The sequence below is a fragment of the Paucisalibacillus algeriensis genome (assembly GCF_000577245.1).
Taxonomy (GTDB): domain Bacteria; phylum Bacillota; class Bacilli; order Bacillales; family Amphibacillaceae; genus Ornithinibacillus.
Genome location: NZ_CBYO010000022.1, coordinates 103149 through 115293 on the forward strand (window position 1 = coordinate 103149; position 12145 = coordinate 115293).

At 34.3% G+C, this 12145-nt stretch carries 14 protein-coding genes; 3 read left to right on the top strand and 11 right to left on the bottom strand.

The window, feature by feature from the left end:
- Nucleotides 1-5: 5 nt before the first annotated feature.
- From TY11_RS16550 to TY11_RS16575, 6 genes are read right to left on the bottom strand one after another with little or no spacing between them, the layout of a single operon-like run.
- Complete coding sequence (locus TY11_RS16550) at nt 6-620, bottom strand: TadE/TadG family type IV pilus assembly protein (RefSeq protein WP_042148769.1); 615 nt, start codon at nt 618-620, stop codon at nt 6-8.
- 12 nt (nt 621-632) lie between these two features.
- Nucleotides 633-827 (bottom strand): Flp1 family type IVb pilin, encoded by a 195-nt coding sequence (locus TY11_RS16555; RefSeq protein WP_042148771.1) that lies wholly within the window; start codon nt 825-827, stop codon nt 633-635.
- Between the two features lie 53 nt (nt 828-880).
- Complete coding sequence (locus TY11_RS16560) at nt 881-1744, bottom strand: type II secretion system F family protein (protein WP_042148774.1); 864 nt, start codon at nt 1742-1744, stop codon at nt 881-883.
- Nucleotides 1745-1751: 7 nt separating this feature from the next.
- The gene (locus TY11_RS16565) at nt 1752-2708 is read right to left on the bottom strand and encodes a type II secretion system F family protein (protein WP_042148777.1); all 957 of its coding nucleotides are present in this window, start codon (nt 2706-2708) and stop codon (nt 1752-1754) included.
- Entirely contained in the window at nt 2705-3895 is a 1191-nt protein-coding gene (locus TY11_RS16570; RefSeq protein ID WP_081756002.1) for a TadA family conjugal transfer-associated ATPase, read from the bottom strand. Before TY11_RS16570 ends, TY11_RS16565 begins: the two co-directional genes overlap by 4 nt.
- A 49-nt stretch (nt 3896-3944) precedes the next feature.
- Entirely contained in the window at nt 3945-5075 is a 1131-nt protein-coding gene (locus TY11_RS16575) for an AAA family ATPase (RefSeq protein ID WP_042148783.1), read from the bottom strand.
- Between the two features lie 513 nt (nt 5076-5588).
- Here TY11_RS16575 and TY11_RS16580 point away from each other — a divergent pair.
- On the top strand, nt 5589-6992 hold the full coding sequence (locus TY11_RS16580; RefSeq protein WP_042148786.1) for a zinc ribbon domain-containing protein: 1404 nt from the start codon (nt 5589-5591) through the stop codon (nt 6990-6992).
- Between the two features lie 45 nt (nt 6993-7037).
- On the opposite strand, the gene TY11_RS16585 is transcribed toward TY11_RS16580, so the two are convergent.
- Both TY11_RS16585 and TY11_RS16590 read right to left on the bottom strand, forming a co-directional pair.
- The gene (locus tag TY11_RS16585) at nt 7038-7421 is read right to left on the bottom strand and encodes a CopG family transcriptional regulator (protein ID WP_042148789.1); all 384 of its coding nucleotides are present in this window, start codon (nt 7419-7421) and stop codon (nt 7038-7040) included.
- A gap of 134 nt (nt 7422-7555) precedes the next feature.
- Nucleotides 7556-8029 carry a DinB family protein gene (locus TY11_RS16590; RefSeq protein ID WP_042148792.1) on the bottom strand — a complete coding sequence of 158 codons (474 nt, stop codon included), beginning with the start codon at nt 8027-8029 and terminating at the stop codon, nt 7556-7558.
- Nucleotides 8030-8137: 108 nt separating this feature from the next.
- On the opposite strand from TY11_RS16590, the gene TY11_RS16595 reads away from it, so the two are divergent.
- Nucleotides 8138-8452: a hypothetical protein gene (locus TY11_RS16595; RefSeq protein ID WP_042148795.1), complete on the top strand. Its 315-nt coding sequence runs from the start codon at nt 8138-8140 to the stop codon at nt 8450-8452.
- A 109-nt stretch (nt 8453-8561) separates the two neighbouring features.
- Here TY11_RS16595 and TY11_RS16600 read toward each other — a convergent pair whose 3' ends face one another.
- Complete coding sequence (locus TY11_RS16600; protein ID WP_042148799.1) at nt 8562-9410, bottom strand: DegV family protein; 849 nt, start codon at nt 9408-9410, stop codon at nt 8562-8564.
- 284 nt (nt 9411-9694) lie between these two features.
- Here TY11_RS16600 and TY11_RS16605 point away from each other — a divergent pair, with 284 nt between their 5' ends.
- Entirely contained in the window at nt 9695-11251 is a 1557-nt protein-coding gene (locus TY11_RS16605; protein WP_042148802.1) for an ABC-F family ATP-binding cassette domain-containing protein, read from the top strand.
- Nucleotides 11252-11284: 33 nt separating this feature from the next.
- Here the strand turns inward: TY11_RS16605 and TY11_RS16610 are convergent, their stop codons facing one another.
- Together TY11_RS16610 and TY11_RS16615 are read right to left on the bottom strand one after the other, a co-directional pair.
- The gene (locus tag TY11_RS16610; protein ID WP_042148803.1) at nt 11285-11590 is read right to left on the bottom strand and encodes an MGMT family protein; all 306 of its coding nucleotides are present in this window, start codon (nt 11588-11590) and stop codon (nt 11285-11287) included.
- 15 nt (nt 11591-11605) lie between these two features.
- Nucleotides 11606-12139 carry a 2'-5' RNA ligase family protein gene (locus tag TY11_RS16615; RefSeq protein WP_052345873.1) on the bottom strand — a complete coding sequence of 178 codons (534 nt, stop codon included), beginning with the start codon at nt 12137-12139 and terminating at the stop codon, nt 11606-11608.
- Between the last annotated feature and the right edge of the window lie 6 nt (nt 12140-12145).

A 12145-nucleotide genomic window follows, 5' to 3' on the forward strand; every position in this document is an offset into this window, starting at 1 on the left:
ATAAGTTAACTGCCCCCATCATTCCTATTGAAAAATGGAATATATTTCCCCGCATGTGTTTTGAACTTTTCAAATCCATATAGAAGAAAGTCAGTATTTCGGATAATCTCTGTTTGTTCCACAACAGGGTGTCTTGCAGTTGCGCCAACTTTATTTATCCCAAATATATCTGCCATTACGTCGGGAAGGGCGAGGTCTTTATCTAGTGAAACAACAATTTCTTGGACAAGTACCCCATTTTCAAAACTTACATCTCCAGCATACTCTCCAACTCTATTCTTTTTCCTACTCACTGCACCACTATCTTCAACTGCTATCCCGAATTGACCAAAAAAGTTATTATTAGTAATTCTCCAATACAAACCATCATCATTCTTTGTTACATAATCAGACTGATCCATTTCTCCTGTAACAATATCCATCGTACTGCTTCCCCATGTTTGTGCCATGCGGGAAGCAATTTGATTGGCTTTATATTGAAGGGTAACTTTTTCATAGATTACTAAACTAAAAAATACAAACAAAAGAACAATAATGAGAAGAATTGGAAAGATAATACTAGCTTCTAATGTAAAACTACCTTCATTCTCTTTCCTAAATCGACCAATCATTTTTCTCATTCAAATCTTCCTTTATTGTCCGCCTGGATTAAAATTATCAATATTTGAATTACCAAAGTTTAATAATTTATCAATCCATTGCATAATTGTTTTTCTAAATAATAAAGCAATGGCAACAATTACTGCGATGATCAATAAAATTTCTAGTGTTTGCAACCCCTCTTCATCTTTCCAAAACTTTGACATAAAATTCTTTACTTTCTCCATCCTTTTTTCCTCCTAATAGTTAAGTAATTTATTAATTTTATAGATAACCTGAATTACATAATTGTAATTGCAGGATAACCAACAATTATCATGACAGCCACAAAGATCAACACAAGTGGAAACACCAATTTGGATGATGCCTCTTCTCCTTTGGTTTTGGAGATATTCTTTCTTTTTTCCCATAATTCACGTGAGATTTCTCGTAAAGCTAGAATTAAATCATTTCCACCTTTTCGATAGTTAAGTAGAATAGTTGTCGTAAACATAGATATCTCCTGAATTCCACACTTCTTGTTTAAATCGTTTAATACTTGGTGAAATGGTTCATTACTAACCATCTTGTTAACTGCTTCGGTTAACTCCGTAATTAGCGGAGAATTCGGATCTGTCGCAGTTGTTACACATCGTAATAGCGCTTGTTGCACTGTTTCTCCAGCATTAATCAATAGAATTAATTTATTCACTACTTCTGGTAGCTCCATGAGGATTTTGTCTTTTCTCTCTTTTTCCTGACTTGCAAGTTTTTTCACCATGGCATACGGAAGTGCTATGGTAAAGAACAAACCTGTAACAAAAATGGTCGTGTCACCATCAGCTAATGCCGAAAATAACAAAGATCCTATCAAACATAATAATACAATTGATATTAATTGCGCGAAGTACATACGCGTATGCTGTAAAGCAGTTCTATTTCCATACAAACTAATCATCTTCTGTTGAATTTTAGCAATTTGACTATAAAAGCGTTCCATTATCTTAAATTTATCTAGGATGTACAAGGATATCGGTGCGAGAAACAATAATGGATAGATCCCTTTAAATTGCTCAATGACCATTTCGTATCGCTTTCCAACCACAATATATAAGATAATAAGTATGATTAATAGAACGATAGCTGGAATAAGATAGTAAATCATTGCTTGATCACACCTTAATGTTCATAATTTTTTGACTTAGCCAGTAAGCAAAAATCAATATAATAAGACAAACTGTCATTACTATTGGTCCATTCGTTGACCATTTGTACATCGGTGCTAGGTAATCACCAGCACTGTATTTTAAGAGTAATATCATACCTAAAGGTGCAACACTTAGAATCCTCGACTCAAATCGCTTTTGAGCTACCATAACGGCTACTTCTTGTTGGATATCAATTTTTTCACTAATAATATCAGATGTTCTTCGAATAACCTCGACTAAGTTACCACCCGTTCTTTTACAAGTAATAAAAACATTAGCAAAGTTAATAATGTCTTCAATATCGGAACGTAAACTAAAGTCCCGAATTGCATTCTCAACAGTTTCCCCATTTTCAATTCGGCGGTTAATGATTTCAAACTCACGGATGATATACGTATTGGGGTCTGGATAAAGTAAATATAAATCAGCAACAACTTCTTTTAAACTATTCTCTATGGATCTACCAGCTGCAAGAGAGGTTGACAAGGAGCCAATTGCCTCTTTAAATTGGACCTTTAATTTTTCCTTACGCTGCTCTAATAGTGTTTTCTTTTGAATCCTCGGGTAAAACAATCCTAAACTAGCAATTATCCCGGCCACGATAAAACTCTCATAAAATAAATAACCAATGGCGAAGAAAACCCCACCTGATACAATGGCATAAAAAACATATTCTTTAATGGTTAATCGATAAACCGAGTAATCAACAAGATGGGTCTCTATTTCTCGATTTGATTTCTCATTTACCTTATCCAAGAAGTGTTGCTTTTTAAGTAATTCGAGCTCCGTATCTGGTTTAAGACTCTTTATTGCTTCAGGTTCCTGCGTCAACAACTTCTCTTTCTTCTTTCGATTAGCAACAACAAAAACATATGTAATGATGAGACCTAATAATATGATTAAAATAACTATATCAGTCATTTCATCCCCGCCTCTTCCACTTTTCCTACTGTAATACCTGCTAATTGTGCTTTTGACTTATTCCGTATCTGATTTCCAGTAGATACTAATTTACCGATTATTTTTCCATTTTCTGTTTCGCCTTCTTCCACAAATTCATACAATGGATTCAGTTCTACATCCCCATCTACAACATCTAACACTTCACTAATTGCAACTACCTTCCTGGTGTTATCACGTAAGCGCATTAAATGAATCATGATTTCTACTGCCGAACTAATTTGTTTACGAATAACTCCCACAGGAAGCTCTGCACCGTTAAGTACCATCGTTTCTAATCGACTTAACATATCCTTCGTTGAGTTAGCGTGACCGGTTGATAAGGAGCCATCGTGTCCAGTGTTCATTGCCTGTAGCATATCTAATGCCTCAGCTCCACGAACCTCACCGACAATTATTCGGTCTGGTCTCATCCGTAAAGATGCTTTAATCAAATCACGAATGGTGATCTCACCTTTTCCCTCGGTGTTTGCATTTCTTGTCTCTAGACTCACCAAGTTAGGAACATTTTTAATTTGTAACTCCGCAGAGTCCTCAATGGTAATAATACGCTCATGAGTAGGAATGAAATTTGACAGTACATTTAGGAAAGTTGTCTTCCCTGACCCTGTACCCCCACTAATAAAAATATTGTACTTTGATACTACTAGCTTCTGTAAAAAGTCAGCCGCTTCTTGTGATATCGATTGATAAGCGATTAAATCATCAATGGTTAGTGGATGAGCTGGAAACTTACGAATTGTCATAACCGGTCCCTTTAATGCAATTGGCGGTAGTACGACGTTTACACGGGAGCCATCACTTAATCTAGCATCAACAATCGGTGAAGATTCGTTTACAACACGGTTTACTCTCGAAACAATTGCCTGGATTATATCCTCCAGTTTTTGTTCACTTTCAAACTTAATATCTACCTGCGAAATTCCACCATCACGCTCAATAAATACTTCTTTATGATTATTAACCATAATCTCCGTTATGGATTTATCATCAATTAACGGTTGTAGAACGTCATAGCCACGAAATGCATTAAAAATCCGTTCTACCAGATACTTAATATCATTAGATTTCAACTTTTCTTCTTTCGCTAAATCAAAAACAGCAGCTTCTACATATTCAATTAACTCTTCATTAGAAATGGAGTGCATTAAATCAAGTGTTTCCCGTAATTGTTTAATTAAGGTTTTGACAATTTTGTCATAATCCACTGTGTAGCACTCCTTCCTGTTCTGGCATAATCAATTTTCTAATGATCATTTGAATTTCTCGATTGAAATCATCGTTGCCTAATAACTCAGCCTTGGATTGAAACTGAATCCAGTTCTGTATAAATGGTAGGTATCCTTCAACAGAGAGTTCTGCCTCATTGTAATCACCAATCAAGTTGCCATTATACTTATTAACAATGATTGACATTTTATCCTTTACAACATTTTCTTTTCCAAATATCCTAAGCTCTTCATCTAAAAATGCTTTCGTTTTCAAAAGTCCTAGATGGTCATTACTAACAGGCCACAAAATAATGTCGGATTCTTTCATTGCTGTAATATTTCTCTCATGAATGGAACTATCTAAATCCATGATAATGTAATCATATGATCCAATTTCTAATAGCCCATTTAAGATCCTCTCAATCTCTCCGCTGGTTAACTCCAACATTTCCTGAGCATTGATTTCAACATCAAAGAAATCAACCATTGCTTGTGTATCATACTTTTTAAGCTTTTCAATTTTAGAAAGAAGTTGATTACTTGCTGTCTTCGCATAGTAGAAAATTTGTAGAGAAGAATCGCCCTGATCATCAGTTAAAAATAACTTGGTTGTATTAAATGTTTCTAAGTTTAGATAGAAGACTTTTGCGTCATTTAAGGATATTTGCTTTGCTAGGTTTACTGCCACAGTAGTTTTTCCAGTCCCGCCTACAGGGGAATAAACGGAGATAATCTTTGTTTGACTATTTCTCATTAATAACTTCCCTGCATCCTCGTTATTCTCATAATATAAACCTAAAATATCTCCAACAAGTTGGTCTAATCGTTGGTAGCGATAAATAGAAGATAGAGATTGATTATTAGTAGCCAGTGAATCATCTTCTAATAATATGACGAGCATTTCATTTAACCGCGGAATATCAGTTTGATACATCTCAGAACTAATTAATAAGATATCAACCATATCACCTTGCTCAATGTAAGACTTTAATGTATCCATACTAGAAAAGTACGAAACCATAAATTGACTGCTTGATTTAGAATTTCGAATGAATGCTGCTAACGATTCTAAATAATCTCTATTACTATCTGCGATTACAATGCGAATCTTCTTCAATGTATAACACCACCGTAAAATTGTAATAAACTTTTAACCTTCCATAAATTTTACTAAATTTTAATGTAAAATAAATAGGAATACCCAAAAACAGTAATTAGTACCTATTTTCTCTATGTAAATACCCTTAATTAGAGATATTCGAATTAATCACAGGATAAAAGCCGAACATAAGTAAAAATAATTTTATCATTGTTCGCTTATTGCTTATTTATACTTAGATAAAATTGTCGAAAAATGACATTAGATTTGTTCTGGGGTTATTTGGTATTATTTCAACTTTTCCCACCTTTTAGCAGTAAGTACAATATCCCTAGTACTTTAGTATGAAAAACAGCAAACATTAACATAAATGCAACCTATTTGTAATATAACCGTAATATTTTTTCGCCAAAATTTTACTTTATTTTATGAAGTTCATACCAATTTTAGTTAAAAAGTTACATTTGATTTTTCTGTATTTATGCTACGATTAGTAGTACGAGTATTTTGATAATTAGGGGTGAAGGTCAATTGAAATGTAACCATTGTAAACACAAGCTATCATCTAAAGACATAAAGTTTTGTCCAGAATGCGGTAATGAAATTGAAATAAAATCTAGTAAAAAAAGACCAAGAAAAATTATTTGGGGCGTATCTCTCAGTCTATTAGTTATAATTTCCATGATCACTTTATACGTTATAGGCGATAAGAAATTTGATCCAACACTTAAACTAAATGCTTTCGAAACAGCAATAACAAGTGGAGATCGAACAACTCTGGCAGAGATATTAGTACCATTTAAAGATTCCTTTGAAATTAATGAAGAAAATGTAACAAAGTTAATTGAGTTTTATCAAGAAAATCCAGCAGAATTCCAATCAACCTTAGAGAAATTAAAAAATGAATTGGATGGTCAACCATCTGACACTAGCAACTATGCGACAATTCAATTTGAAAAGGATGGTAAGAATTGGCTAGTTTTTGACAATTATAAGTTAGTTGTCGTACCTGCCTTCATTGAGGTTGTCACTCCGGATAATGGTATTGATATATTGATAGATGGTGAAAAGGTAGATACAACAGGTGAAGAGGGATTCCATCAAAAAACTTATGGGCCTTATATGCCAGGTAAGTATGATGTAAAGGCATTGTTTGATATTAATTATGCTTCTACAGAATTAAGCCAAGAAACAACGCTATTTAATATGGACTCAAATTCTACAAAACATGAGATGGACCTTAGTGTAGGGACAATTCGTATTATTTCCACTTTCGAAGAGGATGCTACACTAGTTGTAAATGATAACAAAACAGATATTATCATCAACAAAGGAAATCAAATTGTTGGCCCCTTTCCACTTGACCAAAATCTGGAGATGCATTTAGAGAAAGAAATGCCATGGGAAACTGTTATTAGTGATTCAATAACCGTATCTGAGGCAGAATCTGAATATAGCATTCAAAAAGTTCTTACCGTTTCAGAAGAGGAAGTAGATAAAATTATCACCATTATTAATGATGTTTTTACTACATATACTGAAGCTGTCACCAAACGTGATGCGTCCATATTAGAGAACCATATTACTGATAACTTTAAAGAAAAATTAGAGGAACAAATTACGAAAGTTGAAAAGGATGTTCCAGATTATGAAGGTAAATTGTTAAAATCACAATATCGAGTAAATTGGATTGAGGACCCAGCATATAAAGAGGATCTCGGGGTATATGAATTCGATATTGATGTCATGTTCACCTATTATGAACCAAATGGGAGTCTTGGAAGATTGTTCGAAGGAGATAACGAACATGAATATGAACGGGGCCTAAATGTTGTATTGCTTTATAATGAAGAGGAAAATGACTGGTTTGTCGACCGCTATACGATGGAGCATTTCTTTGTTTATGATGAAGACCCTTTATATGAATTTGATTAAGTTGGTAAGTGCTATGGTTGTTGATGCCAACCATAGCACTATTTACTACTTTAAACCTTTTAGTGCTTTCCGCACCTCACCAGTTGCTCGTAAAACACCTAACACTTTTAAGCTTTTAACAGACTTCCTTATTAATTCTGCGTCAACATTATCATCAAATACTAGCATCCCAACCACTTTAATATCTAACATTTTTCCTGATTCAATTACTTTCTCAAGATTACTGCGTGTATAATACGTTACACCAATAGTAAACGTTTTATCCAATATGATTTTATCCACAATAGTAGCATGTTCTGAAAGTTGATTACGAATAGCATTTTTAATAAAATCTGTTCGATTAGAATAAAACCCTTGCTCCACCATCAAGTCTATTTTCCCTAAATCTACCACATTTAAATTTACCGTGACTTTTTCTGTATCCGCCATCCAAATCCCACCTCTATTATTTTCTACATTTTTACATATACTCTCAACACCTTCCATTTGGATGGCGAGTCGAAATCAACAAAAAAGACAAAACCTCTTTCTATTAGGTTTTGTCTCTTCTTCTATTTACGCAATTACATTTGGTCCTCTTGAGTTGGTCCCATTACTCCAGGGACCTTAAGTCCTGCTTGTCTTAAGAGTACAGTCATTTGTCCACGGTGATGGGTTTGATGATCAATCATAGAGCGCAACAATGACCCTCTAGGTACTTTCCCTGCGAAGCTATCTACCGCTTCAACGAATTGCTCGTCCGTCCACTTTTCAACTTCTTGCTTCAATTGTTCCGATGCTTGACGATACGCAAGAACAATCTCAGTTGCACGAGAAGGAACATCATTAGGACCTCCTGCAGCTTCTACTTTCAGACCAACTTGACCACCAAAAAATGCAAGAGAAGTTGCTAAATGCCATCCTAGCCAACCAAGTGTATTATGTCCCTCCGTAATTGCTTGGTCTAACTTGTCATCAGTTAATGCTTCAAGTACCTTAAGTGTTCCCTGTGAAGCAATAGTCCACTCTTGTAAAAAATCTTCTTTCATTCGATACATATGTATACCCCTTTCGTCTACATTTATAATCATTTTATCCAATTTTACGATTAATTGCACTGGACATGCATATATATTACTAATCAGAATCAATAAAGGAGAAATTATATGAAACCAAAGCTAGCCATTCTTGGGGCAATTTTAGTTCTAGGGCTGACTGCCCTATTAGACAAATCATCTAATACTAGCACAGATTCCATGTACTATGAACGTGACAATGAGGAATCGGTTGATGCAGATGCACAGTATGTCCAACGCGCTACGTCATACTCCTATGAATTTTTATTAGATGAAATGAAGGAAGTAAATGAAAACATTGTAGAAACATACAGAGAGTATCAAATTCATAAAGATTCAGATGGAAATATTATTTCTAAAATACCTACTTCCAATTATCAATACTTAAAATATAAAAAAGAATAAGATGGGTTAACTAATTATCAGTACAGTTTACCCCTTTTTAATAGAACACATGAACTCAAGTTTCAGTTGATTTCATGTGTTTATTTTCTTCGTTTAATTTCATTTATCCTTAAATGGACCAGAATACCGCAATGGCTCCCTCGCCAGCATGAACTGCTAAAGAAGAACTTATTTCCCCAATAACTATTTCAAGATCAGGCACTTCGGATTGGATTAATGTTTTTAATGCGTTTGCTTTGTCAGGTGCATTTGCATTAGCAATGGCAATTTTCTTAACTGTGTACTCCTTACAGGATTCTATTACTAATTCTACTATTCTACGAGTTGCTCTCTTTTCGGAACGTATTCTTTCCCCTAACCCTAATTCACCGTTTCCACTAATAGATAGAATCGGTTTAATCTGTAAAAGATTACCTATCACAAAGGAAGCTCCAGACATTCTACCTCCTTTAAATAGCTGCTCCAATGTATCCAACAATATTAAATTCTTTTGTCCAGTTACTTTCTCGCGTAGTATATTAGCAATCTCATGACTATCAAGTCCCTGCTCAGCTAATTCTAATCCTCTTTCTAATAAACTAGTAATCGCAAAGGAAAGGGAAAGGGAATCAATAATCTCAACATCTAAACCAACTTGATCCATGGCAGCTTTTGAACTAGAAAGTGTACCACTTAATTTCGAGGAAACATGAATTGCAATGACTTGTTCATATTCTTCTTTTAATCTTTCATATATTTCTACAAACCTCCCGACATTTGGTTGAGAGGTCTTAGGTACTTCTTTATTCGTACGAATCATTTCATATAATTCTTTAGTAGTTAGATCAATTGTGTCCTCATATTCCTTACCTTCTGAAATAATTACAATCGGGGCTATATAAACATCTGGATGTGTTTTTAAATAATCTGTTAAGTATGCCGTGGTATCTGTTACAAAAGCTATTTTTTTGTTAGCCAATTTAAGCTCACCTCTCTATTCGTTCATTTATAGAATAATTATACAATTAAACAAAAATTATACCAAGTATTAATAACTGGTACTAACTTTAAAAATTATCAATTATTTATTTTATAAACAATTAGTATTTGGCATATGTAAAGCTAGATAAGGTATTGATGCAATAGAGTACTAAAAAAATGGGTGTCTTTGAAAATACAAATTAAAATTTCCCCTATCGCTTTTTCAAGATGAAACGTATAATAAGAAAGAATGTACCATAGAAGGAAAAGGTGTTATGAATTATGAGTTTACTAACAGTTAAAAATTTAAGTCACGGCTTTGGTGACCGCGCAATCTTTGAAAATGTATCTTTCCGATTGTTACAAGGTGAACATATAGGATTGATTGGGGCAAATGGTGAAGGTAAGTCGACTTTTATGAATATTATTATTGGTAATTTAGAGCCAGATGCTGGGAACGTTACATGGGCAAAACATGTACGAGTTGGTTATTTAGACCAACATGCTGTTCTAAAAGAAGGATTGTCTATTCGTGATGTTTTACGGACTGCATTTCAGTATTTATATGATTTGGAAGAGGAAATGAATCATCTTTTTGCAAAAATGGGTGATGCCGATCCCGAAGAGTTAGAAAAGTTATTAGAAGACACAGGCAGAATGCAGGATGCTTTATCAAATAATGACTTCTACACGATTGATGCTAAAGTGGAAGAAGTGGGTAATGGCCTTGGTTTAAATGATTTCGGACTTGACCGTGATGTGCATGATTTAAGTGGTGGTCAGCGTACAAAGGTTCTTTTAGCAAAACTACTTTTGGAAAAGCCAGAGATATTACTCCTAGACGAGCCGACTAACTATTTGGATGTTGAGCATATTGAATGGTTAAAAGGGTATCTACAGAATTATGATCATGCTTTTATTTTGGTATCTCACGACATTCCATTTTTGAATAGTGTTGTAAACCTAATTTATCATGTAGAATACCAAGAGCTAACAAGATATCCTGGTGACTATGATGAATTCTTACGTTTACATGAGCTTAAAAAACAACAACAAGTAGCAGCATTTAAGAAGCAACAGAAAGAAATTGCAAATTTAAAAGACTTCGTTGCTCGAAATAAGGCTAATGCCGCAACAGCTAGAATGGCCCAATCACGTCAGAAGAAATTGGATAAAATGAACGTTATTGAACTAGATGCTGAAAAGCCGAAGCCAGAATTTCAATTCAAACAAGCACGTACACCGGGTAAATTCTTATTTGAAACGAAGGATCTTGTAATTGGTTATGATGAGCCATTATCTCGTCCACTAAATTTAGTGATGGAACGTGGTCAGAAGATTGCTTTATATGGAGCAAATGGAATTGGAAAAACAACCTTATTGAAAAGTATCTTAGGTGAAATCCCCCCTATTTCGGGTTCAGTACAACTAGGAGAACATCTCCATATTGGTTATTTTGAACAGGAAATTAAAACAGAGACTACAAACACTTGTATTGAAGAAGTATGGGAAGAGTTCCCTCATTTTACACAGTATGAGATACGAGCTGCTTTGGCAAAATGTGGACTGACCACGAAACATATTGAAAGTAAGGTTCAAGTGTTAAGTGGTGGAGAAAAAGCCAAAGTACGCTTATGTAAATTAATAAACAACGAGACTAACTTGCTGGTACTCGATGAACCTACAAACCACTTAGATCAAGATGCAAAAGACGAGTTAAAACGGGCTTTGATAGAATATAAGGGCAGTGTACTTCTGATTTCACATGAACCAGAATTTTATGTTGGTGTTGTAACAGATGTTTGGAATTGCGAGAATTGGACGACTAAAATGTTTTAATTAAAAGAATGCCATTACGCTGGCATTCTTTTTTTATGGATGCCACTGATATACTTCTAAATCTATTTGATCGTGAATTCCTACTTCCACCCCTTCTGCTTCAAGGTTTAGGATTTGTTCATTGTATGAAGCCTCATCTTTCATGGCTACTTGTCCTTTTGCATTAATAACTCTATGCCAAGGAAGTTGATATTTTTTACTCATGGAATGGAGAATTCTTACTACCTGTCGTGCTGCTCTTGGGTTTCCTGCTAGTCTGCCAATTTGTCCATATGTCATTACTCTCCCCTTAGGGATGTTTTGAATGATGTTAATTACTCTTTCTGTGAATGGTGTCAATTAGATTTCCTCCGGTTAGCCTAGTGGGATATCTTTATATGTCATGTACTGGTAAGGTTTATTTTCCCGATAAATTCTAATAAAATCAACTGTAAAAGTTGGATAAGGCGTGAGTTGCTCTTGAGCATAATTAGCCATATCTAGTAATTCTTCATGGGTAAGTCCAAAAAATACTTTTCCTAATGTCATATGAGCCACAAAGTTTTCCGCTTCAAAATATTGTTGGATTTGTTTTTTTGAGGGGTTTACAACATTTACAATCAGATTATGGATCTCAACTAGATCACTAGAATCACAACTTAAATAAAGTATATCGTTTTCCCCAAAAAATTTTGGTTCCTTTAATTGAATAGTAAAAGCCTTAAAATTACTACATACTTTTATGATATCTTCTATCCACTCTAAGTTTTCTGTTAAACCACTCTGAGCTTTTAAAGTAATATGTGGCTCTACTACTTGATGAATAGTGTTATTTTTCCATTGTTTCTGGAACCGTATAATTTTATTTTTAAACTCTTCAGGAGGTACAACTCCGATAAAGTATTGCATAGTTAT

Coding starts and splice junctions, on each gene's coding strand:
- TY11_RS16560 (WP_042148774.1), bottom strand. CDS start 1,744: ATGATTTACTATCTTATTCCAGCTATCGTTCTATTAATCATACTTATT.
- TY11_RS16555 (WP_042148771.1), bottom strand. CDS start 827: ATGGAGAAAGTAAAGAATTTTATGTCAAAGTTTTGGAAAGATGAAGAG.
- TY11_RS16615 (WP_052345873.1), bottom strand. CDS start 12,139: ATGCAATACTTTATCGGAGTTGTACCTCCTGAAGAGTTTAAAAATAAA.
- TY11_RS16570 (WP_081756002.1), bottom strand. CDS start 3,895: ATGCACTCCATTTCTAATGAAGAGTTAATTGAATATGTAGAAGCTGCT.
- TY11_RS16550 (WP_042148769.1), bottom strand. CDS start 620: ATGAGAAAAATGATTGGTCGATTTAGGAAAGAGAATGAAGGTAGTTTT.
- TY11_RS16565 (WP_042148777.1), bottom strand. CDS start 2,708: ATGACTGATATAGTTATTTTAATCATATTATTAGGTCTCATCATTACA.
- TY11_RS16605 (WP_042148802.1), top strand. CDS start 9,695: ATGAGTTTACTAACAGTTAAAAATTTAAGTCACGGCTTTGGTGACCGC.
- TY11_RS16590 (WP_042148792.1), bottom strand. CDS start 8,029: ATGTATCGAATGAAAGAAGATTTTTTACAAGAGTGGACTATTGCTTCA.
- TY11_RS16595 (WP_042148795.1), top strand. CDS start 8,138: ATGAAACCAAAGCTAGCCATTCTTGGGGCAATTTTAGTTCTAGGGCTG.
- TY11_RS16585 (WP_042148789.1), bottom strand. CDS start 7,421: ATGGCGGATACAGAAAAAGTCACGGTAAATTTAAATGTGGTAGATTTA.